This is a genomic window from Mesorhizobium sp. M0058 (assembly GCF_040323095.1).
Classification (GTDB): Bacteria; Pseudomonadota; Alphaproteobacteria; order Rhizobiales; family Rhizobiaceae; genus Mesorhizobium.
This window is the reverse complement of sequence record NZ_JAMYUQ010000015.1, coordinates 114674-140572: the sequence shown is the minus strand read 5'-3', so window position 1 is coordinate 140572 and position 25899 is coordinate 114674. Positions and strand designations below refer to the sequence as shown.

At 59.9% G+C, this 25899-nt stretch carries 25 protein-coding genes; 9 read left to right on the top strand and 16 right to left on the bottom strand.

Features of this window, described 5'->3' with window-relative positions:
- Together NKJ75_RS25095 and NKJ75_RS25090 are read right to left on the bottom strand one after the other, a co-directional pair.
- Complete coding sequence (locus NKJ75_RS25095; RefSeq protein WP_352500324.1) at positions 1-1098, bottom strand: DUF930 domain-containing protein; 1098 nt, start codon at positions 1096-1098, stop codon at positions 1-3.
- A 141-nt stretch (positions 1099-1239) separates the two neighbouring features.
- The gene (locus tag NKJ75_RS25090) at positions 1240-1395 is read right to left on the bottom strand and encodes a YjiS-like domain-containing protein (RefSeq protein ID WP_023744508.1); all 156 of its coding nucleotides are present in this window, start codon (positions 1393-1395) and stop codon (positions 1240-1242) included.
- Between the two features lie 236 nt (positions 1396-1631).
- On the opposite strand from NKJ75_RS25090, the gene NKJ75_RS25085 reads away from it, so the two are divergent.
- From NKJ75_RS25085 to NKJ75_RS25055, 7 genes are all read left to right on the top strand, one after another.
- On the top strand, positions 1632-2501 hold the full coding sequence (locus NKJ75_RS25085; protein ID WP_023744507.1) for a LysR family transcriptional regulator: 870 nt from the start codon (positions 1632-1634) through the stop codon (positions 2499-2501).
- Between the two features lie 286 nt (positions 2502-2787).
- Positions 2788-3768: a cell division protein FtsZ gene (gene ftsZ / locus NKJ75_RS25080; protein ID WP_023702103.1), complete on the top strand. Its 981-nt coding sequence runs from the start codon at positions 2788-2790 to the stop codon at positions 3766-3768.
- Positions 3769-4219: 451 nt separating this feature from the next.
- On the top strand, positions 4220-4861 hold the full coding sequence (locus NKJ75_RS25075; RefSeq protein ID WP_023702102.1) for a hypothetical protein: 642 nt from the start codon (positions 4220-4222) through the stop codon (positions 4859-4861).
- Positions 4862-5044: 183 nt separating this feature from the next.
- Positions 5045-6016 carry an SDR family oxidoreductase gene (locus NKJ75_RS25070; RefSeq protein ID WP_023744506.1) on the top strand — a complete coding sequence of 324 codons (972 nt, stop codon included), beginning with the start codon at positions 5045-5047 and terminating at the stop codon, positions 6014-6016.
- Positions 6017-6285: 269 nt separating this feature from the next.
- Positions 6286-6603, top strand: a complete 318-nt coding sequence (locus NKJ75_RS25065) for a hypothetical protein (RefSeq protein WP_023687854.1) — start codon at positions 6286-6288, stop codon at positions 6601-6603.
- A gap of 26 nt (positions 6604-6629) precedes the next feature.
- Positions 6630-6806 (top strand): PCC domain-containing protein, encoded by a 177-nt coding sequence (locus tag NKJ75_RS25060; RefSeq protein WP_023744504.1) that lies wholly within the window; start codon positions 6630-6632, stop codon positions 6804-6806.
- Complete coding sequence (locus NKJ75_RS25055; protein ID WP_156936373.1) at positions 6799-7227, top strand: GFA family protein; 429 nt, start codon at positions 6799-6801, stop codon at positions 7225-7227. Before NKJ75_RS25060 ends, NKJ75_RS25055 begins: the two co-directional genes overlap by 8 nt.
- A gap of 125 nt (positions 7228-7352) precedes the next feature.
- Here the strand turns inward: NKJ75_RS25055 and NKJ75_RS25050 are convergent, their stop codons facing one another.
- The 5 genes from NKJ75_RS25050 to NKJ75_RS32890 form a co-directional block, all read right to left on the bottom strand.
- The gene (locus tag NKJ75_RS25050; protein WP_352500323.1) at positions 7353-9389 is read right to left on the bottom strand and encodes a PAS domain-containing hybrid sensor histidine kinase/response regulator; all 2037 of its coding nucleotides are present in this window, start codon (positions 9387-9389) and stop codon (positions 7353-7355) included.
- Between the two features lie 49 nt (positions 9390-9438).
- Complete coding sequence (locus NKJ75_RS25045; RefSeq protein WP_031195793.1) at positions 9439-15150, bottom strand: HAMP domain-containing protein; 5712 nt, start codon at positions 15148-15150, stop codon at positions 9439-9441.
- A gap of 183 nt (positions 15151-15333) precedes the next feature.
- On the bottom strand, positions 15334-15468 hold the full coding sequence (locus NKJ75_RS25040; protein ID WP_280790991.1) for a hypothetical protein: 135 nt from the start codon (positions 15466-15468) through the stop codon (positions 15334-15336).
- A gap of 449 nt (positions 15469-15917) precedes the next feature.
- A complete protein-coding gene (locus tag NKJ75_RS25035; protein ID WP_023687850.1) occupies positions 15918-16538 on the bottom strand; it encodes a cysteine hydrolase family protein in 621 nt (206 codons plus the stop codon).
- 23 nt (positions 16539-16561) lie between these two features.
- The gene (locus tag NKJ75_RS32890; protein WP_502882005.1) at positions 16562-16744 is read right to left on the bottom strand and encodes a DUF6894 family protein; all 183 of its coding nucleotides are present in this window, start codon (positions 16742-16744) and stop codon (positions 16562-16564) included.
- Positions 16745-17257: 513 nt separating this feature from the next.
- Between NKJ75_RS32890 and ku the strand changes: the two genes are divergently transcribed.
- Positions 17258-18085 carry a non-homologous end joining protein Ku gene (gene ku, locus NKJ75_RS32885; protein WP_023681176.1) on the top strand — a complete coding sequence of 276 codons (828 nt, stop codon included), beginning with the start codon at positions 17258-17260 and terminating at the stop codon, positions 18083-18085.
- Between the two features lie 654 nt (positions 18086-18739).
- Here the strand turns inward: ku and NKJ75_RS25025 are convergent.
- The 5 genes from NKJ75_RS25025 to NKJ75_RS25005 form a co-directional block, all read right to left on the bottom strand.
- The gene (locus tag NKJ75_RS25025) at positions 18740-19786 is read right to left on the bottom strand and encodes an ATP-dependent DNA ligase (RefSeq protein WP_023815880.1); all 1047 of its coding nucleotides are present in this window, start codon (positions 19784-19786) and stop codon (positions 18740-18742) included.
- Between the two features lie 128 nt (positions 19787-19914).
- A complete protein-coding gene (locus tag NKJ75_RS25020; protein WP_023668075.1) occupies positions 19915-20421 on the bottom strand; it encodes a YciE/YciF ferroxidase family protein in 507 nt (168 codons plus the stop codon).
- Positions 20422-20752: 331 nt separating this feature from the next.
- The gene (locus tag NKJ75_RS25015) at positions 20753-21172 is read right to left on the bottom strand and encodes an HD domain-containing protein (RefSeq protein ID WP_023744501.1); all 420 of its coding nucleotides are present in this window, start codon (positions 21170-21172) and stop codon (positions 20753-20755) included.
- A gap of 40 nt (positions 21173-21212) precedes the next feature.
- Positions 21213-21623, bottom strand: a complete 411-nt coding sequence (locus tag NKJ75_RS25010) for a DUF427 domain-containing protein (protein WP_023704637.1) — start codon at positions 21621-21623, stop codon at positions 21213-21215.
- A 626-nt stretch (positions 21624-22249) separates the two neighbouring features.
- Positions 22250-22570: a hypothetical protein gene (locus NKJ75_RS25005; protein WP_031195797.1), complete on the bottom strand. Its 321-nt coding sequence runs from the start codon at positions 22568-22570 to the stop codon at positions 22250-22252.
- A gap of 164 nt (positions 22571-22734) precedes the next feature.
- Here NKJ75_RS25005 and NKJ75_RS25000 point away from each other — a divergent pair, with 164 nt between their 5' ends.
- On the top strand, positions 22735-23346 hold the full coding sequence (locus tag NKJ75_RS25000; RefSeq protein WP_023833971.1) for a GNAT family N-acetyltransferase: 612 nt from the start codon (positions 22735-22737) through the stop codon (positions 23344-23346).
- Between the two features lie 79 nt (positions 23347-23425).
- Here NKJ75_RS25000 and NKJ75_RS24995 read toward each other — a convergent pair whose 3' ends face one another.
- The 4 genes from NKJ75_RS24995 to NKJ75_RS24980 are packed head-to-tail and all read right to left on the bottom strand — an operon-like array spanning position 23426 to position 25798.
- On the bottom strand, positions 23426-23758 hold the full coding sequence (locus NKJ75_RS24995) for a hypothetical protein (RefSeq protein ID WP_023681169.1): 333 nt from the start codon (positions 23756-23758) through the stop codon (positions 23426-23428).
- Between the two features lie 2 nt (positions 23759-23760).
- On the bottom strand, positions 23761-24123 hold the full coding sequence (locus NKJ75_RS24990) for a hypothetical protein (RefSeq protein ID WP_245260609.1): 363 nt from the start codon (positions 24121-24123) through the stop codon (positions 23761-23763).
- The gene (locus NKJ75_RS24985; RefSeq protein WP_023681168.1) at positions 24120-25340 is read right to left on the bottom strand and encodes an NRAMP family divalent metal transporter; all 1221 of its coding nucleotides are present in this window, start codon (positions 25338-25340) and stop codon (positions 24120-24122) included. Before NKJ75_RS24985 ends, NKJ75_RS24990 begins: the two co-directional genes overlap by 4 nt.
- Entirely contained in the window at positions 25337-25798 is a 462-nt protein-coding gene (locus NKJ75_RS24980) for a hypothetical protein (RefSeq protein ID WP_050586847.1), read from the bottom strand. The genes NKJ75_RS24985 and NKJ75_RS24980 overlap by 4 nt, the downstream gene beginning before the upstream one ends.
- Positions 25799-25899: the final 101 nt, after the last annotated feature.

Below are 25899 nucleotides of genomic sequence, written 5' to 3'. Positions count from 1 at the left end.
TCAGCCGGGACCGCGCCGCCGACGAACGTCCCGATCAAGAAAGGCGCTTTCGTCGGGCGAGGCGGCGGCTCCGACACGGAAGGCGAACGACGTGACCCGCGTCGCATTGATGTCGATACCGCATCGGAAGCTCAGATGGTACCATGTCGTTGCCGTCCGGAAAGCGGTGTCGGGGGCGTCAAGAACATTGCCGGCCTTAAGCGGAATGCTTGGGATCAATTGGGGAGAATAAGAGGCGTCGTTCAACTCTTGCTCCAGAACGCTGGCGCAAAGTCTGGCGGCCCGTTGATCGCGAGGCACGTCGGCCATCGAGTTCGTTGCGAACACATCACCGGTGGCGCCTTGCGAAAAGAGTTTGCGAACGCCCGGAAGGCCCGAATATGGCCGCGGTGTAGCCGCGGCCACGTCCGTGGAGTTTGGCTCTTCGGTGATTCCGCGTCCTGACTTCGTAGCCTTTGCGGGGCGGGGTTTCGGCACGTTTTCGGGTTTGGTCCGAGGCGCCTGAGCCGACGCGGGAAGCTCGATCTCACCGTTGTCCCCAGGGGCAGCCAAAGGCATTGCGGCCGCGGATGCCTGTTTGTCAGAGGGTGGGGTCGCAGCCTCCTGTTTGTCCGCTTCCGGCTTCTCATTAGTCTTGGCTGACTTTGTCGGCTCTCCGGGGTCTGGCGCTGGGGCGGGTTTACTCTCCGCATCCTTTGGCGCGACAGCCGACTGTGGCTCGTTATCCTTGGCCGGCGATGGCACATTGTCTTGAGCGCTGCCTCCATTCAAGGATTTTTTGGGGCCAGTGTCTTTGTCGCCGAACTGAAAAACAGGCTTCAGGACCTCGATTGGCGGCAGCTTTTCCGGTGCCGGCTTTTCAACCTTCTGCTCCGGCGGCTTGTCGGGTTGCGGTGGACGCGGCGCGGGAGCGGGTTTCGGCTTCGGCGGTTCGGGTGGCGGGACGAGTGCGACATTGACCGGTTCCTCCTCCTGCGGCTGCTGGGCAGGAACGGGCAGGCCATAGACCAGGAACGCGGTGATGAGCGCATGCAGGACCAGCGATGCGGGCAAGGCCCACAGCAAGGTCCGACGCCGCTCGGATTTCTCGGTCTTCATCCCTCACGATGTGGAGCGAAACTGCGGCGGCATCAAGCGTGGCAACCGTATTGGCGCATTCAGCCGCAGCTCAGCAGTGAGGAGACGACGCCTGATTGCTTCTCGCCGCCGGCTCCATTCTCTGCATGCCCGCCACCAATCTCAGCGACGCAGGCTGGCGTCGCGGGCACGCTCGCGGAGCTCTTCGCGAGAAAGGCCCGCATCCGCCAATATGCTGTCTGGAAGCCGCCTCAAGTTCGCAAGCGTCTGGCGATAGGCAAGCCAGCGGGCGAAACGGTGTCGAAGTTCATGCAACATGATCGTCTCCTTGGCGAGCGGGATACCCACGCTCTTGGATTGGTCGAAAACGCAAAGCAATCGCGCAAAGCGTATGCACGATCGAACGGATTGGGCTGACTTCCTGGCCACCGAGGCGTGCCTGTCATTTTCCTGCCAGGGCAGGATTATCCAACGCCTCCAATGGCTGCATACTTGCGCATGATGTCCGCTTCGCGCTACAGCCACGGTCGCAAGGAGTTTTTCATTTCTGCAAAATGGATATTGGCTGGGACGATCTGAGGTTGTTTCTCGACGTTGCGCGGCTGGGTGGCCTGAGCGCGGCTACGGCAACCACGCGCCTCAGCGCAGCCACACTCGGACGACGCGTCACCGCGCTCGAAAAGCAGATCGGCGAAGCGCTGTTCGTACGGCAGCAGACCGGCTACCGGCTAACCCCGGTCGGTGAAGAACTGCTGCGGCGCGCCGAAGACGTCGAAGCAGCAATGCAGTCGCTGACCCGCTGGCGCGAGGGAAACCTGCCCGACCGCATTGTCCGCGTCTCGGCCGGGCCTTGGACCTCGGCCTTCGTTTCGGCCCATATCGGCGAAATCTGGACGGTCGATGACGGCATCAGGGTGGAACTCGTCACCACCACCGACCGGGTCGACATCGGTCGCCGCGCCGCCGATATCGGCATCCGCAGCGAGCGTCCAACCGAACAGTGGCTGGCCGGCCGCCAGAGCGGCAAGGTCGCGTATGCCATTTATTCCGGACGCCACCTGATCAACGGCATCGCTGCCGGCTTGTTCGTCGGCGTCACCGGCGAAGGAGCAAACGTCGCCTCGGCGCGCTGGCTGCAAGCCCATCACGGCGACCGCATCGCCGTGCGAGGCAACAACACCCATTCGGTGCGAGAACTTGTGGCCGCGGGCGCCGGCCTTTCCGTGTTTCCGTGTTTCGTCGGCGACAGCGATCCGCGGCTGGTTCGCGTCGCTCAGCCTATCCCCGAACTCGAAACCGACCAGTGGATCGTCACCCATCATGAGGAACGCCACTCCCCGCCAGTACGAAAGATTGCCGACCGGATTGCCGCTCTGATGCGGGCCTATCAGCCGTTGTTTCGCGGCAAGATGCCGATCCGCTAAGCCTCAGGCGTCGATCGGCCGCCAGATTCTCAAGGTTCTGGCGCGTGAGGCGGGCGCGTGAAGCTTGAAGGGGTTGGATCCCGGATTGTGGATTTTCGCTGGCCAGAACGGGCCAATTCCGGAAATTGGCTGGAGACTCGTCCAAAAGGTCCCACATCTTGTCTTGCCGCAAAGTTCACCCTCTGATTCCCTGTGCCAAGGCGATAGAACCTGATTCTTGCACCTGGCGTGTTCAAGCGGCGCGTTCCGGGAACTTTTTGTCGATCAATTCCAAGGAGACAAGACGATGAGCACCGCGGCAAGGCCCGTCATCTCGGAAATGCGGCCGAAGATAACCGTCATTGGTGTGGGCGGTGGCGGCGGCAACGCGGTCAACAACATGATTGCCGAAAATCTGCAGGGTGCGGAGTTCATCGTCGCCAACACCGATGCCCAGGCACTGACCATGTCGAAAGCATCGCGGCTGATCCAGCTGGGTGCCCATGTCACGGAAGGCCTGGGCGCCGGGTCGCTGCCGGCGGTCGGCCGCGCGGCAGCCGAGGAATCGATCGACGAGATCAGGGACCACCTTGCGGGAACCCATATGTGCTTCGTGACCGCCGGCATGGGAGGCGGAACTGGAACCGGTGCCGCGCCCGTCATAGCGAACGCTGCACGGGCAGCCGGCATCCTGACCGTGGCCGTCGTCACCAAGCCGTTCACCTTCGAAGGGAAGCGCCGCATGCAAGCCGCCGAAGAGGGCATCGAGCAGCTTCGCGAATGCGCCGATACCGTGATCGTTATTCCGAACCAGAACCTCTTCAGGATCGCCGACGCAAAGACGACTTTCGCGGACGCCTTCGCCATGGCTGATCGCGTCCTTTATTCCGGCGTCGGCTGCATAACCGATCTCATCGTCAAGGAGGGGCTGATCAATCTCGACTTCGCCGACGTGAAGTCGGTGATGCGCGACATGGGCCGCGCAATGATGGGTACCGGGGAAGCCACGGGCGAGGACCGCGCCAGGAAGGCCGCCGAAGCGGCGATAGCAAACCCGCTTCTCGACGAAGCCTCGATGATCGGCGCCAAGGGCGTCCTGGTCTCGATCTCGGGCGGCATGGACATGACGCTGTTCGAAGTCGATGAGGCCGCCACCCGCATCCGCGAGGAGGTCGACGCCGACGCCGACATCATCGTCGGCGCCATATTCGACCGGGCACTCGCCGGAAAATTCAGGGTCTCAGTCGTCGCGACAGGATTGCGGCAGGGCCTGGAGATACCGCAGTAGGCAGGATCCGGGCTGCTGATTTATGAGTCTGGTGGACCGTGGTCATGGGCTTCGCCACCGAAAAGTCGGCCCGCAAGCCCGCACCATCGAACTTGCCGGTGAATTCGCGTTGCCGGCCTAGAGACCGAATTTGTTTCGAGGCCGCTGCCACGAATGCGCGAACTCGCATCAGCGCCGCCGCGGAACCGCTCCCAACTGCAACCGCGCCGCGAATGCGCTTCGACCCGGATCCCCAAAAGGCCATACAGATTGACCACGGCAGACATTTCGCCTGCGATATGGCCAGCATCTGCTGACCACATGATCGGCCCTTTTTGATCGGTGATGCGGGCTCGCTGGATATGGCACAATAAAACCGGCATGGTCAGACGTCGGGAGCATCCAGTGGCGGCCAGCCTCGCAAGCACTATTTCGAAGAAAAACTCAGGTCTACCCGACAGGAGCATGCTCCATGGCTGACACGCCGACACCCGATGCTTCGTTTCTCGCGGCCCTGACGACAGAGCATTTCGTGCAGCAGACAGCGATCAGCACGTCCATAAGTGAAATGGCGTCGCGAACGACCATCTACATTATGTCTCTGTCGAGCGCTCTGGTGGCAACGGGCTTTGTTACGCAGTCCTCCGAGTTCTTCCTGCCGTTTGTCGCGGTTGTGCTGCCATCGGTCTTTTTACTGGGTGCCTTTACCGTCTTGAGGTTGGTCGACATCGCCGCTGAGAACATGCAGGCCCATATCGGCATTGCCCGGATCAGAGCCTACTATCGAACTTTGGGCGACGAGGCTGCCTTCCAGTTTTCCAAGGAATTCGGCCGCTGGCCCGAAAATGACGCCGAACCTTCTCTTCGTACTGGGCCTCTCCTGGCGTACCTGACCACTGCAGCGACTATGATCGCATTCATAAATGCCATCGTCGCTGCGGCGGGCGTTACTCTGCTTGCGTTTCGTGTCGGTGCAGAACTATTGCTCGCGCTGTGTCTTGGTGCTGGAACAGCAATCGGCTTGATGACGATTTTCTATTTATACCAGCGCCTTCGGACGAAAGGCATGGTCCGCATTGCCAAACCCTATGGTTCTGAAAAAAGCGTGCTTTGAGCGGGTAATGAATGTGGTGTTTGTCTGAACGCCGCCGGCATGGCAATTCCGATCTCATTGACGACCAATGCTCCACGCTCTTCGCAGGCTGTTCGCAATGGCGAGCCCTTTCGGGATCGAGATATTTGCGCAAACTTTTTTGCCCGGCATGCGTTGTTCGTTCTCCGAGCACAGGAGAAAGCCATGCAGACTAAGTCGCAGACTTCAGCTGAAGCCGCCAAGCAACGCCATATCCAGCGTGGTATCGACGCCAAAGACGAGACGAAGAGCAATGGCAAAATGCAACACGCGATGCAAGCCGGCGCCCGCAAATATCCCGAGCCGCCTTTTCCCGAGCAGCATCAACCCAAACCGGGGCATGAATGGGCGATCGAGCCCGCTCCGCTCTACGATGCGCCTTACTACCTCGGATCGAAAAAACTCGACGACAAGGTAGCGCTTATCACGGGTGGTGATTCCGGCATCGGCCGTTCGGTGGCAGTCTTGTTCGCCCGCGAGGGCGCCGACATTGCGATCGTATACTTGAGTGAAGACAGGGACGCCGAAGCGACCAAAAACGCCGTCGAAAAGGAAGGCCGGCGTTGCATACTGATAAAAGCCGATGTCAGTGAACGCGAGCATTGCCGCAACGCCGTGGCGCTGACGGTCGAAAAATTCGGCAGGATCGACGTGCTGGTCAACAACGCCGCTTTCCAAATCCATTCCAGTGACTTCAACGACCTGACCGAGGAACATTTCGACACGACGCTGAAGACTAATCTTTACGGCTATTTCCATATGGCGCAGGAGAGCGTGCCGCACATGGAGCCGGGCTCCGCGATCATCAATACCGGTTCGGTGACCGGCATCGACGGTTCCAAGCAACTGGTTGACTATTCGATGACCAAGGGCGGCATTCATGCCTTCACGCGAGCGCTTTCGGGCAATCTGATCGGCAAGGGCGTCCGGGTAAACGCGGTCGCGCCAGGTCCGGTGTGGACGCCGCTCAACCCTTCGGACAAGGAAGCCAACGACGTCTCGAAATTCGGCGCGGATACGCCGATGAAACGGCCAGCGCAACCGGAAGAACTTGCCCCGGCTTACGTGTTCCTCGCCTCGTCGCATTGCTCGAGTTACATCACGGGAGAGATCCTGCCGGTGGTCGGTGGCTACTGAGGTCGCGGAACGTATTTCATTGCATTGGGCTACCGAGTAGACGGCACGCGACGACGTCGTCTCCAGGGAGACGCTTGCCGCGCTCGGTCGCTTCAAGAAACGCGTGATCGGTGCCGTGCGCCGCCGCTACACGGCACCCGCCACGGCTCCGGAGCAATAACGCTCCGTGTTGGTCGAAATCCTCGCTCGCGTTTTCAATTTTCTGAATTTCCGCTTGGAACTCTCCCGCCGGCATACCGTTCAAACATCATTGAGCCGGGAGAACGACCATGCCACGAGGCGACAAATCGAAATACAGCGACAAACAGGAACGCAAAGCCGACCACATTGCCGCAGGCTATGAGAAGCGCGGTGTTTCCGAGAAGGAATCCGAGCGCCGGGCATGGGCGACCGTCAACAAGGACGATGGCGGCGGCAAGAAAGAAGGCGGCTCGGGTCGTGGTAAACACACCGGACACCCCGCGGCCCACAAGGGTGGGAAAAGCGGCGGCAAGGCATCGGCTTCACGGTCAGCCGCAAGCCGATCGGAATCGGCAAAGAAGGCAGCGGCAACCCGCAAGCGGAATGCCGAGCACCATGCCCATTAACTGCCCCGCAACAGGTTCGGAGCGCGATGAAACCCAAGCTCGTCAATCAGGTCAGCGGGCAAAGAATTTTCGTCGTGGTGCTCGACCTCGGCGACGAAGGCTTCGGCGCGCTGACAGCCTTCGCAACCGACCAAAACCTCGGCAGTGCCTCTTTGACTGCGATCGGAGCGTTCGGCGCCGCCTTGATCGATCTTAATGCGTGAGGTTGGCAAGCGCCTGCCCGGCTCCTTGGCCATCCATGGCGGATGTCTCTGTGGCAGGATCCGATTCAGCGCCGGGATCGAACCGAGGGTTCACTACTGCCACTGCGATATGTGCAGACGAGCGACCGGCAGCGCGTTTGCAGTTCTTGCCTGGATGCCCTGCCAAAGCCTGAGCTGGAATTCCGGAACGCCAACATATCGAAGGTCTTCGCCGATCGCGCAAAGAGGCTTCTGCCCAGAATGCGGGTCGCCGCTCAGCCTTTGCTACGACGCGTCGCCAACCGAGATCGCGCTGCACGTCGGTACCTTCGATGATCCGGCTCACCTGGTGCCTCGGTACAACTACGGTTCAGCGCAGCGCCTTGGTTGGGTGTGCTGCGGAATAGACCTACCGGACCGCGACACCGAGGAGCGCTGGTAGCGCCGCCTGTTGCGAATGACCCAGATTGCCGATCAGGAATGCGGCCCTTGTCGCCGTGCCCCGAAAGTGCGGTCTCGATCTGCCCGGCCTACCGACGTGGCCAGACCGTCGACAAGCCCTAAGCGCTAGCCGGTTTTGATCCTTTGGGGGGCCGCATTCTCTATCGCGAGGAAAATCGCTTCGAACAGATCCTCGTCGCGGAAGGGCTTGCCGAGCAAGGGCACGTCGGCCGGCCGATCGGCAATCTCCCGGGCATCGGCATAGCCCGTGATCATGACCGCTGGCCAGTCCGAGCGCAAATTGCGCGCGAAGCGGATCACGTCGACGCCGGATACGAGTGGCATGGCGAAGTCGGTGATAATGACGTCGAACTGGTTGGGAGTGCGCTCCATCATGGCCAGCGCCTCCGCCCCTCCTCCCGCGCAGGTCACCTCGAAACCACGTTGGCGAAGGGACTCGGCGGTCAATTGCCGCAAAACATGGCTGTCGTCGATCAGGAGGATTGATGGGTGCTCCATCCCGGCATCGGCGAACGCTCGTTCAATGTCGGGTTCCACCGCAGGATCGACCGGCTGTTCGGTCGAACGTGGCAGCCAGAGTTGCATGGTAGTTCCGCGGTTGACGACGCTTTCTATGCGAAGTGTCCCACCTGACTGCTTCATGAAGCCGTAGACCGTGCTGAGGCCGAGGCCCGTTCCCTTACCGACCGGCTTGGTGGTGAAGAACGGTTCGACGACTTTGGCGACAAGATCGGGGGGTATGCCGGATCCGGTGTCCTTGACGGCGATCAGGACATAGTCGCCCGGCGGAATATCCTCTGTTTGCGTCACGATCGATCGATTCTGCGCATGCACGGTTATTGTCCCGCCAGAGGGCATGGCGTCACGCGCGTTGAAAACCAGATTCATCAGGGCCAATTCAAGTTGGCCTGCATCGACATGCACCGGCCAGATCGTGTCATCGATCTGCCAGTCGAAACGGATCAACCCCCCCAGTACGGGCGCCACCAATCCATTCATCGTGTCGCCCAGCGCAGCAAGGCGCACCGCTTCCGGCTTCAGGGTCTGGCGCCGCGAGAATGCCAGCATTCGCGCGACAAGGTCAGCGCCTTGTTTTGCAGAACGCCGCGTCAGGTCGAGTACCTGTTGCGCCTGATCATCCAACGTAGCCCGGCGTTCAAGCAGCCCTAACCCACTGAGAATTGCGGCGAGCAGGTTGTTGAAATCATGCGCCAGGCCGCCGGTTAGCTTGCCGATAGCGTCGATGCGCTGGGATTGAAGCAGCTGATCCTCAAGACCGCGCCGCTCCGTGATGTCAAGCAATGTGCCGATAATTTCCGGTTCACGGCCATCTGACCCGTCCGACATCACGCCCTGGTCGAGAAAAATGCGATACTCGCCATTGGCGCAATGCCAGCGGAACTCGCACGTATAGGAGCCGGTGGTTTTGGCCGCCAGCAGCGCTTGCTTCAATCGCGGCAGGTCGTCGGGATGAACGCGGTTGAGACCGAACTCCGGATCCGATGTCAGGTATTCAGGCGCAAAGCCGGTCAAGCGCTCGACGCCCTCCGTAACAAAGCGCGCCGCGAAGGGTGGCTCGGCTGCCCGAGCATGAAAGCAGACCGGCAACGAATTCAGGATGGCATCCTGCCGTTGCTCGGCGCTGCGCAGCGCGCGTTCGGCCTGAAGCTTGTCCTTGTGCGCCTGCAACGCCTGCGCCAATAGTCCCTGCTCGACCTCCGCCTTGCGCTGGATCTCGAGCGTCTTCTCGTGGAGTTCGACGAAAACCGCGACTTTCGAACGCAGCATGATCGGATCGAATGGCTTGAACACATAGTCGACCGCGCCGGCATCATAGCCGCGCAGCATATGCGCATCCTCCTTGTTGATGGCGGTCAAGAAGATGATTGGGGTGCGCTTGGATTGCTCGCGCTGGCGGATAAGTGCGGCCGTTTCATACCCGTCCAACCCTGGCATGAGGACATCCAGGAGAATGACGGCGAACTCCTCTTTCAGCAAAAAGCGCAGAGCCTCTTCGCCCGATTGGGCGCAGATGACCTCTCCGATAGTCGCGAGCACTTCGCTGATCGCCAGCAGATTGCGCTCATCGTCGTCCACCGCCAGGATACGGGCTCTTGCCGGCCCTTCGGCAAGAGCTGCCACCTCAAGTTTCCTTACCCTGTTTCTTGCCAGCTTTTGCATCGAACGGCCGTCAGTTCGCTGCCAGGAGAATTTTTTCCGGGCTCTCGACACGGGATCGGGCACGTCCGATCCAGACACGAAGCAGCGCCAGCAGGAGATCCAGATCGACGGGTTTGGCGATGTAGTCGGAAGCCCCGGCATCCAGACATTTTTGCCGATCCCCCTTCATCGCCTTTGCGGTGACGGAAATCAGCGGGATATGAGCAATCGCCGGTGTGCCGCGAATCCGCCGCATCGTCTCGTAGCCGTCCATCTCCGGCATCATGATATCGATCAATGCCACGTCGACATCGGGCGCCTGTTCAAGAAGCGCGATGCCATCACGGCCCCGCTCGGCATGCAGAACCTGTATGTCATAGGTCTCCAGAACACTCGTGAGCGAATAAATGTTACGAATGTCGTCGTCGACGATGAGAACTTTCGCCCCGGCGAGATCGGACTTGCCGTTGTGTTCAGTTCCTGCCCAGGCCTCTTGGCGACCTTCTCCCGGCAGCGTTGCCGAAATATGCAGCGCCAATTGAGCGAAGTTCTCCGCCCGCGGTGCTTCCGCCAAGGCCGGGTTCAATGCCAGTACCTGTTCAAGCGCGTCCGGGTGAGGTGTAAAGAACAGCAGCTGCGGCAAGGCTTCGCCGAATTGGCCGGTGATCTCGTCCAGCGCCTTTGCGTTGTCCTTGGCGGAGCGTCCAAAGCCGAGCACGACGGCATCATAGAAGGCGAGGCCAACGTCTTCTGCATTTGCCGCAACACGACCAATCGCGGTGACCGACGTTACGCCGTCGCGGATTGCCTCGACCAGAGCCAGACGCCGCTCCGGGTCAGGGTCCACGACCAGAACGCGGCGCTGAACGCGGAGCTTCTTCGAGTGGATATCCTGAAACACCTTCATCAGCTCGTCAGAGGAAACGGGCTTGGTGGAAATGCTGGACGCCCCCTTGCGTGCGAGACTGTCGATGTCTTCGGCACCCGAGATGACATGGATAGGAATTCCCCTCGTCTTCTGGTCATGCCGCAGCAGATCGAAAAGCACCCAGCCATCGATATCCGAAAGTCCGAGATCAAGTGTGATTGCGTCGGGAACGAGCTTGCGGGCCAATGCCAGCGTGCCGGAACCTGCAGTCGACAGAACGCCTTTCAGCCCGGCCGACCGGGCGAGGCCAAGCAGCAACCCGCCAAAGGTCGGATCGTCTTCGACGATCAACACGATCCGATCGGTGGGTAGGATTGAATCGCGGTCGTCGATCAGCTCTGCCGAGGGCGGACTGCTGAGCAGAGCTGTCGCAGCAACCGCCTCCGCCGCCGGAGCCAAGGTCGACTGTACTGTCGTCACGCGGGGGCCGTCGAACGGGATGATGAGGGTAAATGTCGACCCCTTGCCCGGCGTGCTTTCGACCCGCAATTCGCCGCCAAGCAAGCGAGCGATCTCGCGGCTGATCGAGAGCCCAAGGCCGGTGCCGCCATACTTGCGGCTGGTGGTGCCGTCGGCCTGCTGGAAGGCCTCGAAAATCAGCTTCTGTTTGTCTTCTGGAATGCCAATGCCGGTGTCGGTGACGGCGATCGCGAGAGCCTTCACCGGCTGCGTCGCGCCATTGCGGCGGCCGGCCTTTTCAACCCGGAAGTTCAGGCTGACCTCGCCTTCCGAGGTGAATTTGAATGCGTTGGAAAGCAGGTTGAGGACAATCTGCTGCAAGCGTTTCTCATCTGTGCGGACCGTGTCGGGAAGCGCCGGATCGACCTTGATGGTGAAGCCAAGTCCCTTGTCGGCTGCCAGCTGACGAAAAGTTCGTTCCATATGCTGGCGAAGATGCGTCACCGGCATATCGTTGATGTCGATGGAAACAGTGCCCGACTCGATCTTCGACAGATCGAGGATATCGTTGATGAGGCTGAGAAGATCGGTTCCTGCCGAATTGATGGTGCGGGCGAACTCTACCTGTTTTTCGTTGAGGTTGCCGTGCTGGTTGGTCGCCAGCAGGTTTGACAAAATGAGCAGCGAATTGAGCGGCGTGCGCAGTTCGTGGCTCATATTGGCCAGGAATTCGGATTTGTATTTCGACGTGAGCGCCAGTTGCTCGGCTTTTTCCTCCAGCGCGCGTCGCGCCATCTCGATTTCGAGATTCTTGTTTTCGACCTGCTTCTTTTCGTTCTCGAGCAGCTGCGCCTTTTCCTGCAGCTCCTCGTTTGTCGCATGCAGCTCTTCCTGCTTTTTTGTCAGCTCGGTTTGACGCGCTTGCAATTCCGACGTCAGCAGTTGCGACTGCTTGAGCAGGCCCTCCGTGCGCATCGTCGCAGCGATGGTGTTGAGAACGATGCCGACGGATTCCATGAGCTGGTTGAGGAACGACTGGTGTGTGTCACGAAACTCGCCGAACGAGGCGAGCTCGATGACGGCTTTGACTTCATCCTCGAACAGGGCAGGCAGGATGATGACATTGGCTGGCGAGGCGCTGCCAAGACCAGATGTGACCCGAAGGAATTCTGGCGGCACATTGTCCAGCATGATGGCGCGCTTGTCGGCGGCACTTTGCCCAACCAGGCCCTCTCGCAGATCAAGCCGCTGCTTGATGGCAGCCTTGCTCTCGGCGCCATAGGAAGCCGCCAGCTCAAGATAGGATTCCTCCTCGTCGCGATTGGTGACGTAGAACACCCCATACTGGGCGTTCACCAGAGGAGCGAGTTCGGACATGATGAGCCGCGAGACGGTGGCAAGGTCGCGCTCGCCTTGCAGCATGCGCGAAAACCGGGCGAGATTGGTCTTCAACCAGTCCTGCTCGGCATTCTTCAGCGTCTGATCCTTCAGATTGCGGATCATTTCGTTGATGTTGTCTTTCAGCGCGGCGACCTCGCCGGAGGCTTCGACGCTGATCGAACGGGTAAGATCGCCCTTGGTCACCGCCGTCGAAACCTCGGCGATGGCACGCACCTGGGTGGTCAGATTGGCAGCGAGTTGATTGACATTGTCGGTCAGGTCGCGCCAGAGGCCGGCGGCACCTGGCACACGCGCCTGACCACCGAGCTTACCCTCGATGCCCACCTCACGGGCGACGTTGGTCACCTGGTCGGCAAAGGTGGCAAGCGTCTCGATCATGCCGTTGATGGTGTCGGCCAGCAGGGCGATCTCTCCCTTCGCGTCGACCGTCAGTTTGCGCCTGAGATTGCCTTGCGCGACCGCCGTCACGACATCGGCGATGCCGCGCACCTGATTGGTCAAGTTCGTCGCCATCAGGTTGACGTTGTCGGTCAGGTCCTTCCAGGTACCGGCAACACCTTCGACGCGCGCCTGGCCACCAAGCTTGCCCTCGGTGCCAACCTCACGCGCGACTCGGGTGACCTCGCCGGCGAAGGAGTTCAACTGGTCCACCATGGTGTTGATGGTCGACTTGAGCTCCAGGATTTCGCCCTTCACATCGACGGTGATCTTCTTCGACAGGTCGCCGCGCGCCACGGCGGTCGTGACTTCGGCGATGTTGCGCACCTGGCCGGTCAGATTCTCGGCCATCGAGTTCACATTGTCTGTGAGATCCTTCCACGTGCCGGCAACGCCGCGCACCTGCGCCTGGCCTCCCAACTTGCCTTCCGTGCCGACCTCGCGTGCCACGCGCGTGACTTCCGAAGCGAAGGAATTAAGCTGGTCCACCATTGTGTTGATGGTGTCCTTCAGCTCCAGGATCTCGCCGCGGACATCGACGGTGATCTTCTTCGAAAGGTCCCCGAGCGCCACGGCGGTGGTTACCTCGGCGATGTTGCGCACCTGGCCGGTCAGGTTGGCCGCCATGGCGTTGACGTTTTCGGTCAGATCCTTCCACGTGCCGCCGATGCCGCGCACCTGGGCCTGGCCGCCGAGCTTGCCATCGGAGCCGACCTCGCGCGCCACACGTGTCACTTCCGAAGCGAAGGAATTGAGCTGGTCGACCATCGTGTTGATGACGTCCTTGATCTGCAAGATCTCGCCCAGCGCGTCGACGGTGATCTTCTGGGTCAAGTCGCCGGTCGCTATGGCCGTTGCCACCTTCGACACGTCACGCAACTGCACCGTCAAATTGCCGGCCATGGCGTTGACGTTGTCGGTCAGATCCTTCCAGGTGCCACCGACGCCTTCGACATGCGCCTGGCCACCAAGCTTGCCTTCCGATCCCACTTCGCGGGCCACACGCGTGACCTCAGAGGCGAAGGAGTTCAGTTGGTCGACCATCGTGTTGACGGTGTCCTTGAGCTCCAGGATCTCGCCTTTGACGTCGACGGTGATCTTCTTCGACAGGTCGCCGCGCGCCACGGCGGTGGTGACTTCTGCGATGTTTCGAACCTGGCCAGTCAGGTTGGCGGCCATGAGATTGACGTTGTCGGTCAAATCCTTCCATGTGCCGCCGACGCCCCTCACCTCTGCCTGGCCGCCCAGCTTGCCTTCGGTGCCGACCTCGCGTGCCACGCGCGTCACTTCCGAGGCAAAGGAGTTCAGTTGGTCGACCATCGTGTTGATGGTGTCCTTGAGTTCCAGGATTTCGCCTTGCACGGCGACCGTGATCTTCTTGGACAGATCGCCCGACGCGACCGCCGTGGTCACCTCGGCGATATTGCGCACCTGACCGGTCAGGTTCTCGGCCATCGAGTTGACGTTGTCGGTGAGGTCCTTCCAGGTGCCGGCGACGCCGCGCACCTGCGCCTGGCCGCCAAGCTTGCCTTCGGTGCCAACCTCGCGTGCCACGCGCGTGACCTCGCCCGCGAATGAATTCAGCTGGTCCACCATCGTGTTTATCGTGGATTTCAGCTCGAGAATCTCGCCCTTCACGTCCACCGTAATCTTCTTCGACAGGTCGCCCAAAGCCACCGCGGTCGTCACTTCGGCGATGTTGCGCACCTGGCCAGTCAGGTTCTCGGCCATGGAATTCACATTGTCGGTCAGATCCTTCCACGTACCACCAACACCCTCAACGCGCGCCTGGCCGCCAAGCTTGCCTTCAGTGCCGACCTCGCGCGCCACGCGCGTCACTTCCGAAGCGAAGGAATTAAGCTGGTCCACCATCGTGTTGATGGTGTTCTTCAGTTCTAGGATTTCGCCCTTGACATCGACTGTGATCTTCTTCGACAGGTCGCCCGACGCGACCGCCGTCGTAACCTCCGCGATGTTGCGCACTTGCCCGGTCAGGTTCGTGGCCATCGCGTTGACGTTGTCGGTCAGATCTTTCCACGTGCCGGCGACGCCCTTGACCCGGGCTTGGCCGCCGAGCTTGCCTTCCGTACCGACCTCGCGCGCCACGCGCGTCACCTCAGAGGCGAAGGAGGCCAACTGGCCGACCATGGTGTTGACGATCTTGCCGATGCGCAGGAATTCGCCGCGCAGCGGTCGGCCATCAATTTCGACCATCATGGTCTGCGAAAGGTCGCCCTTGGCGACGGCGCCGATAACGCGCGCAACCTCAGCCGTTGGCTGAACCATGTCTTCGATGAGATCATTGACTGAACGGACACTGGATTCCCAACTGCCGGTGGCATTGCGAACCCGGCCGCGCTCGCCTATCCGCCCCTCCTTGCCGACGACCCGGCTCAAGCGCTCGAACTCGCGCGTCACTTGGTCGTTGAGGTCAGCGATCTCGTTGAAAGTCTCAGCTATCTCAGAATCGAGGCCTTCATAAACATTGTCGATGCGGACGGAGAAATCGCCGCGCCGGAAGGCTTTCAGAGAATTCAGGATGCTTCGACGGTCCAATTGCTTCTTGGATGCCTGCACGGTCACAGCGCCACTCCCAGCCCTATGGATTTATACGGATAAAGTTGCCCCCGCGGCCAATGGTGGATCGCGCCGCAAGACCCCAAACGCGGCATCTTCAATTTTGTTCCATCGTGCCGTGAATTCCAGGCCGACGGTTGCGCCTTGGTTTGAACGCCGGATTTTCATGATGCGGTTGTGGATTTATCGTGCTTCAGCCGACCACGACACGTCATAGCCGTTTGCCATTGCCAGAGAGGCATGAATTGCGTTGCGCAACTCGGAAGGCGAGGCAGCCACCCGGTGGTCGAAGCTCACGGCAATTTTCTTGCCGGACATGGCATGGACCATAAGCCCGACAATTCCTCGTCGTCGCAGCGACACTCAGGAAACTTGCGCGGATTCCATCGACCGCAAACGCCGTCGACACAATGTCGTCAGCGCGATTGCCAGCGACTAGGTTTCAAGGTCAATGACTTCGCTTTTCAGCAAATCACCCTCCCAGCGGAAGGCCGACGGCAGAGGCGCCGGATGTCTCGCAAAGATTGCTAGATGCCGGCATCGAGTCTTCGGCGCTGTATCCTGTCCATTCTATGACGGTTGGCCGCGCTGTCGATAGCTCTGCAAGGCTTTGTACGCTTCCAGACACTGATTCACGCGAGCGAGCAGATCAGGCAATCGTGCCGTTCATATACGTTTTCCGGTTCACTGTAGTGCCGTCCGCCAACTGAAACAGTCCGCCCGACCAGAATGACGATTGTCGGCCCTTTCACTTGAAGCCCCCCAGATCAGCGAGTGAGTTGTGGCCAACACTCCAACACCTCCGCCATGCTGGCCGCCTCAATCTGCTCACTGAAGCGGGAATGGTAGACTTCCATCAGTGCGTCATGGGTCTGGTCGGCAGAGCTGCAGATGGCATCGGTGACGAGAATGACGCGAAAGCCACGATCGATGGCGCCAAGCACGGTCGCGAGAACGCAAACGTCGGTTTCGCCACCGGTGATCACGAGCGCACGCACGCCGGAGCCACTCAGCAGCGCGTCGAGCCGCCCCTCGGTCCAGGGCGAATAGACATGTTTGTCGACCACCGTCGCCGGCGGTACAAATCGTGCAAGTTGAGGCATCAGCTCGATCAGGCGCGGATCGATGTTGGAAAGGGTTACCTCCGCCCACCGACGATAGTAGTTTGCCCACATTCCCGGCGCCTCGCCCGGGCGGGCGGCAGGAATGAAGCGCGTGAACAGGGTACGGCTGGCATGTCTGGCGACCAGTTCTTCGATCGCCGGGACCACCTTTTCAGCCCACGGCACGGGCCAAGGTCCACCCGGCGCAAACAGGCGCTGCATGTCGACGCACAGATGCAGGCCATCGTCGCCTATTGGTCCGTGAATCAATCCTTGGGCGGCCACTGGTGGATTCCGTCGGGTTTGGGTTACTGGCCTGCCTGCCGCGCTGCATCGGCCTCAGCCACATCAACAGTGTAAAGCAATTCACCGTTTTCGTTGGATACCCTCACAAGCCAGCCGGACAGAGCGTCCGTGCCAGGCTGCAGGTCGGCGAGAAGATCGATTGCGCAGCGGATAGCTTCGGACCGGGCCGCCTCAAGGCTCGCCATCCTCGACGGCGGTATGCGTCGGCTGGTTTCGCCATCGCGATACTCAAAGACATATACGTCGCCGGCGCCGTCGCTTGCAGAGGTTATCTCGACCTGGTCGAAATTGCCGTTGCTGCTCGCGTCATATTCATTGGCTGCGAGATCAAAGGTCGCTGTCTGGACCAGGATTGCCTTTGCGCGGGCAAGCACGTCATCTTCAGCTTGTATCCCGACGTTTGCCATGTCCACCGTAACGCAGTCGCCGCCCTCGCCGCAAAATATCACCCGGCGAACCGACTGCCCGTCTGGCGCCCTGGCATTCACCACTTCGGTCCGAACGACTTGCATGACACTCTCCTGCCTGTGTCTGACAATGTTCATGGTGCGCTTTCGGTTCCTGCGGATGCAGGCGCCGGCCCGGCTGTCGAGACCGACAGGACTTCCCCGCCGGACATTGACGTGCACCGAGCCCCCGCCGCAGGAACAATTCGAACGGAAACGCGTTGCCCTAGCTGGAAACGGGATAAGCGCAAAATGGCCGCGCCACGTGCTGCCTGGAAGGGCTTCTTGAAGGTTGGTTCGGTTACTTGCGGCGTGAAGATTGTCGGCGCAACCAGCGAAGCATCCAAGATCCATTTCAAGATTTTGAACCGCAAGGACGGTCTGCCGGTCAGGAGCGTCTACGCCGACGAGGAGACCGGAAAGCTGGTGGATGCAGCGGATCAGGTGAAGGGTTTCGAGATCGAAAAAGACGAATTTCTCCAGATCGAACCTGACGACATAAAGGCGTTGAAGCTGACGTCGAAGCACACGCTCGAAGTCGGCGAATTCGTATCGATTGACGATATCGATACGCGCTATCTCGAGAAGCCCTACTATCTGATCCCGGCCGACGGCGCCGCAATCGAAGCATACGGAGTGATCCGCGATGCCATGAAGAACAAGGGCGTGGCCGCTCGATCCTGCGTGGTGCTCTACCAGCGCGGCCGCGAAGTGCTGATTCAGCCCTATGGCAAGGGCATGGTGATGACCGAGCTTCGCAACCACAACGAAATGGTTTCGGAAAGCACTGTGTTCGATGGATTGGCCAAGCAGAAATACGACCCCGATCTGCTCGAAATCGCCGGCATGCTTATTGACAAAAAAGTGACGACCTTCGATCCCTCGAAATTTGAAGACACCTATGAAGACGCGCTGATCGCCATGATCGATGCAAAGCGCAAAGGCAAGAAGCTGCCGAAGCCCGCACCAAGGCCACAGGAGAATGTCATCAACCTCGCTGAGGTGCTGAAGAAGAGCCTCAAACAGGAAGGGCTGGCGAGATCCACAAAGAGAGCCTCACCGAAACGCAAGACAGCATAGTTGATAACTGCCCAGCCAGAAGGTCCGCACAGCAGCTCCAGCCGCCCTTAATAGCTCGGAACAATTCTCGCGGTTGCCCGTTGGCCACCAAGGACGATGCCTTATGGCCGAGATCAAGAACGTCGACAGGGCAGTCCTCAAAGAGCCAGAGGCAGCGGATGCCAACATTGCGCTCAAAGGAGCCGGAACGCAGGACTCTGATCGGGCGCCGACAAGCCCCAGGACCGCTGGCCATCGGTAAAAATACATGGGGTGTGAAAAGACCCTTTCGCCTCCAGACGCGGCGACGCGCGACCTGTGGCGGGCCGAACCCCACGCCCAAGCGAAACCCGGAGAATAGATGTGCCCCCCAAACCAGAGCCAACCGAAGAGCCGCCAGTGGATGCGCCGACGTGGACGCCGGACATACGCGAGCCTGAGCCGGATCTTCTTCCCGACGAAGTGCCAGTTCCTAATCCGGACGAGAACCGTGATCCGCCAAAGCGAGGCGTGGTGACAGACTGAACAACGAGTTTGGTCCGGCATCCTCCTGCAAAGGCGTTTATCTCGCCGCCGGGTTCAAGATCGCCAGTGAAATGCGACTGGATTTGGCTGCGCCGAATGCTTGACGGATTTGGTCTCGATGGTGTGGACCTGTCGACGCCTCGCCAAGCCTCATTTTCCAAGTATCTGTTCGAACGTGCATTGCTTCGGGCTTTTGTCAGGACGCCATCGCAGAAATTTGGTGCCATGACGGAAACGATCGCCGGTGACATGATCGAACCGCACCTCCGCCACCAGTTCGGGCCGCAATGGCTCCCATTGTCCGCTTCTTTCCGTGCTCCACCGACTGGGACCGCCCGGCGCTTTTCCCGTGAAGCCAGGAGCCGATCGCAAAGCTTCAAGTTGTCGCGTAAGCTTGGCCCTGTCCTCCCGGGCGATCGTCGAAGTGAACCCGACATGGTCGAGTTGCCCCTGGTCATTGTACAGGCCAAGCAACAGGGAGCCGACTTCACGCGAATTCGCCAGGTAGCGGAACCCTCCGACGACACAATCGGCCGTGCGCAGGCGCTTGACTTTGACCATGGCGCGCTCGCCGGGTCGATATTCGTCATCGAGAAGCTTGGCAACGACCCCGTCGGTCGAACCTTGTCCGGATTGGCCAAGCCATCTGCCTGCCGCCGCCAAATCACGCGTCGCCCGAGACAGTTCGAGATCCTTTCGCGCGGCCGACTTTACGAACAGTTCGAGTGCAGCGCGCCGAACCGAGAGCGGCTGCTGCATCAAGGCGCCCTCGGAGGTCGCCAACATGTCAAAGAGGATCAGCTTTGCCGGCGTCGCGACCGACAGTTTCCGGATCCTGCTTTCCGCCGGATGCAGCCGCATCTGCAAGGCGTCGAAAGAAAGAGAGCCTGCAATTTCGATGACGATCTCACCATCGACCACGAACTCTTTTGTTTTCAGTTCATGCAACATCGCGACGACTTCCGGGAAATACCGCCCTAACGGCTTGCCGGATTTTGCACGCAACTCCACGGCCGCGCCGGATTTAAAGGCCAGGCAGCGGAACCCGTCCCATTTGGGTTCGTATTGCCATCGGCCAGCATCGGCCGGCAACGTGTCGGCAGCCTTTGCTTCCATCGGCGCCGTGCTCAACGCCACGCCGAAAGACGATTTTACACTCGTCGGCAGATCGCGAGAGATGGCAGATTCGCCCGTCATGAAAGTTCCGTGGACAACGATGGAGATCGACTCAACGCAGCACTGGTGCCGGCTTTGGAAAAAATCATGCTCCAACAGGGTTAGGTCATGATGAGATTTCAACCAATCTCATCATGACCTGGGACGGTCTACTCGGCAGCCTGCATGTTGATCTTGCTTTCCGCCATTTCGGTGAGCTTGCGATCGGTCGCCTGCTCTTCTTTCAGGTTCTTGGCCAATACGTTGGCGCAGTCACTGCGGCCAAGCTGCTTGGCCCAGGCGATGAGCGTGCCATATCTGGTCATCTCATAGTGTTCGACCGCCTGCGCCGACGCTATCAGCGCCGCGTCTAGAACCTCCTTGTCGTCGACGTCGCCGCTCACATCGTCGGCTTCCTCCAGAATGCCGTCTATCGCCGGGCAGTTGACCTCCTTGGCCTTGACGCCATGCAATTCGAACACCTGTTCGACGCGCTCGATATGGCCTTTGGTCTGCTCGAGGTGTTTTTCGAATCCGGCCTTCAATTGCGGATCGGTTGCCTTGCCGATCATCTTCGGCAGCGCTTTCTCGATCTGCTTTTCGGCGTAATAGATGTCGCGCAGCGTGTGCACGAAGAGATCGTCGAGTGTCTTGATGTCCTTCGAAAAGAAGCCCATGGCCTTACCTTTCATTGTGCAGAAGTTCGGGTTCGGCGGCGGCTTGCCCGCCACCCGCGGAGGCCGGGAACTCGTCCCGGCTTGCTGGTCAACGCACCGGTGCCGGAGGAGTTCCTGATTCCGAGCCGGCCGTTACTCCTTTTCGGGACGCTGCGATCCATCTCCGGAGGAGCTTTGACCCGATCACACGTTCCATGGTCCAGACGAGGACCCTCAGGCGCACGCCGGCGCGGAAAAACTGACGGCCAGGAGAGCCGAAACGTGCTGTGCGCCGCAAGCTCTCGCAGGCGATGGCTGCTTCGGCAGATGCAATGCCAGCGCCGGGCGCGCACTATTGTCGGGAGAACTCTTGGTCAAGTATGCGAAGGCCCTCTTCATATTTGGCCGCCGACGCTCCGACCTGCCTCGACTGCCAGATGTTGTCCTCCAGATCGGCGCGTTTTACGGGGAGCGCCACTGGGTTCGACGCAGCCCGCCGGACAAAGGCGAAATACTCCTCATCCGGACTGCGCGACATGGCATCGACCGCCGCGGCAATTGTCGGTCCGAAGCCTGCTTCTTCGAGCTTGGCGCGGGTCCAGCCTTCGCCTTTCTCCAGAACGTCATGAAGGTAGGCAACAGTCTTCTGATCGATTGTCTCGACAGCGTCGACGACACGGCGGCAATGCTCGATATAGGGCCGCCCGGTCTTATCGCGCTGCGACGCGTGAACCTCCTCCGCAATCTTTGCCGCCTGGTAGAAAATGCTCATCGCGCCTGTCCTTACCGTGATTGTCTCTGCCTGATGAAACCTATTCGACGATATGTGGCGTGTGTCGCTTGTCCTCGGCAGGGTCGACATCGATACGGGCCTTTTCCGGATCGAAAGCGCCGTGACCTGCAATAGCCAGAGCGGCCGCATCGGGCGTTTCGTAGGCCCACATGAAATCGTCGGAAGAACTGCCGACGGCGTGGACACGCCAGTAGCTTGCGGTGCCTTTAAGCGGGCACCGGGTGGTGGTGTCGGTCTTTTCGAAAAGATCGAAATAGATGTCCTCGAAGGGGATATAGAAAACGGGCTCGTGCCCGTCTTCACGCAGGACCTTCGCCCGCTCCGTAGCTGCGACGATGGCGTCGGAAAACCGCACCGTCACCGTGCCGGAAAACGGTTCTATGGCCAATCGGCCAAGGTTTTGCTGTGAAGTTGCGCCTGAAGTTTGCATCTGAATTTCTCCCTGGCGATGACCGCAAGATGCCTGGAGACGAAATGCGCGGCGGCGCTTCAGGTTCCGGCATGTCCGATGAAGCTGAATGGCGGGCCGGACTTAAAGCGCCTACCGGTTTCCGTATCCAGCAGTTCTCGTTGGTAAGGCGCGGTGAAATGCTCGTCCAACCCATTCGAAGACTTTGGAAGGACGACACGGTCGTCGCTTCCGTGGAGCGTCAGGGCTGGCACCGAAATGATCTTCGCCGCTACTTGCCGGCGGGCGAGTTCGTGGCTGGAGATGCTCCAGCTGTTTGGCCGTCGTCAGCTGCCGCCTCATGTACGGGCTCCGGGGCGGCCTCAGTTGCTGCCAAGTGGGCCGCAAGGTCCCTATAGACCTTGTCCCTGCCGCCATCGTGTTTAGCGATCAGGCCAAGTAGGTCATGACGGCTTAGCTTTGCAATCTTCATTAGGAATTCGAATTCGTGCTTCGGAATCGAGGCTGCTAGGCGATCGAGTTTGGCCCGCCGGGTCTCTTTGGACACATGTGCTCCTATGTATCCACCCATGCGAGGTACGTACTCGGAGGCCCGCCATTGTCTTGATGGCGGGCCTTCGGGCGGCCGAAGCCGCTAGGTCCATTGGCTACTTGTTGCAATTTTGCACGGTCGAGGTCGTTGCGCCACTTGCAGTGTTGTTATCGATGTCATTGCCTGCGGCGTCCTTGCAACGGTCGGTCATGCCGTTCGATTTTGTAGTCGAGTTTGTGGAATTCGGATCGGTTGGCACGGCCGCATTTCCGCTGCCAGTGCCATTGCCAGCGGCGCCGCCGCTGCCAACAGTTCCAGTACCAGTTCCATTACCCGTGCCAGCCGTGCCGCCAGCACCCGTTCCATTTGTCTGCGCCAGGGCGGAACCGGCCAAGGCAATAGTTAGCACCGACGCGGCTAGAATTTTCTTCAACATTGGAGTCTCCGTGTTTGAATCGCCGAATTGCGATCGCTTTCCCAACGACAGGTTTTTCTCATTGTTCCCGGCGTAATGGATTGTGATCCGCAGCAGCCTTCGTCGAGGTGGATACTCTTGCCGGCGCACGAATTGTGATGAGACCTGACAAGGCAGGATGGGCTTTGTTCAACACCAAAGCGATATGTTGGGCGCGGCTGCATGCATCCGACGCGATCGCGATGCGGAATGTGGGCAAGACGGGTTACAACAGAAGCGGCGATCAGAGCTGCGAGCGAACCGGCCGCCTTGATGTTAATCTGATGGTTGAATCTCAAGACCATTCCGACGCAGGAGCAGAACGCATGCCGGCTCGATCCGAAGGATTTACAATCGCTCTGGCTCACAACGGGGATGCACGAACGCAGGCGGCCGCTGCGCTCTATCGACACAACATCGAACAAACCGGAATCGATGACCGGGCAGTGATCGGCGCGGAGCTTACCGACCCCTCGGAAAAGTTCTGGGGTGGAATTTGGGGCAGAACGGAACTGGGGCTCCTGTTTCTCGACATGTTCTTCTTGCCTGAAAAATTGCGTGGCCGATCCTATGGATCACAGCTTCTTATGGCGATTGAGGAGGAAGCCATTAGGCGTGGATGCAAGAGAGCCGTCGTCGAGACGAGCAGTTTCCAGGCGCCTCAATTTTACCGGCATCATGGGTTTGAGGAATTCGGCAAGGTCGAATTCGTTATTCCAGGACACGCCCGCATCTTCCTTCGCAAGAACCTGCAGTAATCTTTGCGGAGGCGCCATCTGCACGAACGGCTGTTCGCCGGCAAAACGCCGGCGCCTTAGCCCTCCCAGCCGTAGCCATCTACTCCCGAAGGTCCTTTTGCCCTTTCCATCCGGGAAGCTCGGTCATCGGGCATAGCAGCCGCGGTCGCGCCGGATCGGAGATATCGAGTTTATCCCAGGGAATGCGGTACAGGCCGTCGCGGCGGCGCAGCCGAAACAGGTCGAGCATCGCGATGCCGATGGTCGAGGCCGACAGACGCTCGAACGCGGCGTAGATGCCAACGTGGAATTCAGTAACGACGAGCTCGTCGCCACGCTGTTCGGCGAGAATCTCTTCGATGTGACCGATGCTCTTTCCGCGCTGCGAGAGCACGCGTCGCCCGGCAAGATGTTCGAGGTTGACTGTCCTCATCATCACGCTCCTGGGATGCGCCCGATGACATGATCGCGCAACCAGTCCTGCCAGGCGAAAATCGACGTCTCGCCCACCTCGATGTCACATTCGATGTCGAGCCCGTTGTCCTGCACCTTTTTCCACGCAATCCTGTGTGGCACGGCGTGGCGTTTGCCACCCACCCTCGTCGCCAGTTGCGCCATCCATTCCCCGGGCCGCGCGCCAAGGCGGCGCGCCAAAGTGATGGAGCCGAGTTCTATCGCGACAATCCTTGGTGGTTTGCCCCGCCGCAACTCGGCCACCACTCCGTCGACCTTGCCGATCTTGACCCGCCGGCGGTCGAACACCTGCTTGTCCAGGAGATCACGCATCAATTCCATCATGTGCCTCCGAATATCTGCAGCGGAATCGTCACCACGGCGAGCACGAAGGCAAGCGCGATAATGAAGACAACGGCGGCATTCGAAATGATGCCGTTGCGATGTTCGCCGACATAGCGTTCGTCATTCAGCAGGAAGAGAAATGGAACTACCGTCAGCGGAAGGCTCGCCGCCGTTACCGCCATGGAAAAGATGGTCAGCCTCAGTGGGTCGAGGCCAAGCATGATCGGAATGGCGGCCAAAAACAATGATGCCGTATAGACGGCACTGAAGCCCGGATCATCGCGCGGCTTGCGATCCTCGCCCCAGGTCCAGCCAAAGCCCTGTGCCACCAGATATGCCTGTTGCAACCCTACTTCGAGTGCGGCGCCGAAACAGGCAATGGCGAGCGAGGCAACGAATAGAACGAACCCCCAGAAGCCGAATATAGGGATCAGCATCAACGGCAGTTGGTGATAGTCGTCCACCTGGTCGATGCCGCGCGTCGCGAGAACGAGAGCAGCGACGATCAACACGCCGATCGAAATGGTCCCACCGAAGGTCATGCCCAGCCCGGCGATGGCACGATTGGCTCCCAGGTGGCTTTCATCCCATTTGTCCTCGATAGCTCCCGAGGAATAGAACATGAAAAGATAAGGCGATATCGACGCGCCGAGAATGCTGGCCGCCATGAACCAGTAATTGATGGCATCGTGAGCCGGCAGCGAAGGCACGGCGCTGCCAGCGACCGCTGTCCAGTCGGGCTTTAACAACACCGCACCAACCACGAAGCACAGCGTCACGAGGCCGAGGACCGAAACGCCTTTCTCGATAAAGCCAAACGTGCCTTTCCACAGCAGCAGCCATGCCAGCAACGCCACCGGCAGTGCCCACCACTGGAAGCCTATGCCGGTGGCAAGTTCGAGTGCGATGGCCACACCGCCGATCTCAGCGGACAGCACCATGAAATTGACGAGAAGGACGACGAGCAACGGCCATAGGAAGACGTTGAACCCAAATCTTTCACGAATGCCCTCTGAGATCGTGTGATGGCTCATCGCGGCGAACCGACCGGCCATTTCAACCAAAAAGATGATGCATATGGTGCCGAGAACTATGGCCCAGATTAGCTGGAATCCGAAGGCGGCACCCGCCTGCGCCGCCGTAGCCATCGACCCGACTTCGAGGAAACCTCCGACACTGGTGACGACGCCAAGCGATATTTCCAGAAGCTTCTTCACGGCTTTGGTCCGAAAGCGCTGGTGTAAGCGGCGGCGAGCGAGCGCATGGCCGCCCGAAGATCCTGTTGTGCGCTTTCCACCTCAGTGCGATTGTTCACCCGCAATCCCGCCTCGGCATGCGCCACCGCCACCGACAAACTGTTGACTGCTGCCGTCAGTCCTGCTCGCCCGGCTGGTTCAGCGGTCTCGGCCGATCGAATTTGCGCCTCGACATCGGCCAGCGTTTTTCCGACCGAGTGCAGTGCGGCCGTGGCATAGGCGGACGGTGCCGCTCCCTCCACCCAGGCATCCAGCACCATCGATACGGTCTGTGCCGCGGAGGCCGCTGTTCGTGATTGCTGCGCCACCTGATTGGAAGACGAGCATCCGGCCAACCCGGCTAGAATCAGAAGCAAGCACAGGCAGCCAACCGGAAAATGACGGTCGTTATGGGGTACAGCGCGCGTTGGATGCGCCACTCGGATTTCCTCCCCGGCCCGAACCAACTGCGTCCGGCATCAATGATCTAGAGCGCTCGGAGAGCTCGTCAAACGAAACCGACGACGAGCTTGTGAGGTCG

What these genes read in the sequence shown, in the direction of transcription:
- NKJ75_RS25095 (WP_352500324.1), bottom strand. Translation starts at nt 1,098, where the DNA reads ATGAAGACCGAGAAATCCGAGCGGCGTCGGACCTTGCTGTGGGCCTTG.
- NKJ75_RS25090 (WP_023744508.1), bottom strand. Translation starts at nt 1,395, where the DNA reads ATGTTGCATGAACTTCGACACCGTTTCGCCCGCTGGCTTGCCTATCGC.
- NKJ75_RS25085 (WP_023744507.1), top strand. Translation starts at nt 1,632, where the DNA reads ATGGATATTGGCTGGGACGATCTGAGGTTGTTTCTCGACGTTGCGCGG.
- ftsZ (WP_023702103.1), top strand. Translation starts at nt 2,788, where the DNA reads ATGAGCACCGCGGCAAGGCCCGTCATCTCGGAAATGCGGCCGAAGATA.
- NKJ75_RS25075 (WP_023702102.1), top strand. Translation starts at nt 4,220, where the DNA reads ATGGCTGACACGCCGACACCCGATGCTTCGTTTCTCGCGGCCCTGACG.
- NKJ75_RS25070 (WP_023744506.1), top strand. Translation starts at nt 5,045, where the DNA reads ATGCAGACTAAGTCGCAGACTTCAGCTGAAGCCGCCAAGCAACGCCAT.
- NKJ75_RS25065 (WP_023687854.1), top strand. Translation starts at nt 6,286, where the DNA reads ATGCCACGAGGCGACAAATCGAAATACAGCGACAAACAGGAACGCAAA.
- NKJ75_RS25060 (WP_023744504.1), top strand. Translation starts at nt 6,630, where the DNA reads ATGAAACCCAAGCTCGTCAATCAGGTCAGCGGGCAAAGAATTTTCGTC.
- NKJ75_RS25055 (WP_156936373.1), top strand. Translation starts at nt 6,799, where the DNA reads ATGCGTGAGGTTGGCAAGCGCCTGCCCGGCTCCTTGGCCATCCATGGC.
- NKJ75_RS25040 (WP_280790991.1), bottom strand. Translation starts at nt 15,468, where the DNA reads ATGTCCGGCAAGAAAATTGCCGTGAGCTTCGACCACCGGGTGGCTGCC.
- NKJ75_RS32890 (WP_502882005.1), bottom strand. Translation starts at nt 16,744, where the DNA reads ATGGCGAGCCTTGAGGCGGCCCGGTCCGAAGCTATCCGCTGCGCAATC.
- ku (WP_023681176.1), top strand. Translation starts at nt 17,258, where the DNA reads ATGGCCGCGCCACGTGCTGCCTGGAAGGGCTTCTTGAAGGTTGGTTCG.
- NKJ75_RS25025 (WP_023815880.1), bottom strand. Translation starts at nt 19,786, where the DNA reads ATGACGGGCGAATCTGCCATCTCTCGCGATCTGCCGACGAGTGTAAAA.
- NKJ75_RS25020 (WP_023668075.1), bottom strand. Translation starts at nt 20,421, where the DNA reads ATGGGCTTCTTTTCGAAGGACATCAAGACACTCGACGATCTCTTCGTG.
- NKJ75_RS25015 (WP_023744501.1), bottom strand. Translation starts at nt 21,172, where the DNA reads ATGAGCATTTTCTACCAGGCGGCAAAGATTGCGGAGGAGGTTCACGCG.
- NKJ75_RS25010 (WP_023704637.1), bottom strand. Translation starts at nt 21,623, where the DNA reads ATGCAAACTTCAGGCGCAACTTCACAGCAAAACCTTGGCCGATTGGCC.
- NKJ75_RS25005 (WP_031195797.1), bottom strand. Translation starts at nt 22,570, where the DNA reads ATGTTGAAGAAAATTCTAGCCGCGTCGGTGCTAACTATTGCCTTGGCC.
- NKJ75_RS24995 (WP_023681169.1), bottom strand. Translation starts at nt 23,758, where the DNA reads ATGAGGACAGTCAACCTCGAACATCTTGCCGGGCGACGCGTGCTCTCG.
- NKJ75_RS24990 (WP_245260609.1), bottom strand. Translation starts at nt 24,123, where the DNA reads ATGATGGAATTGATGCGTGATCTCCTGGACAAGCAGGTGTTCGACCGC.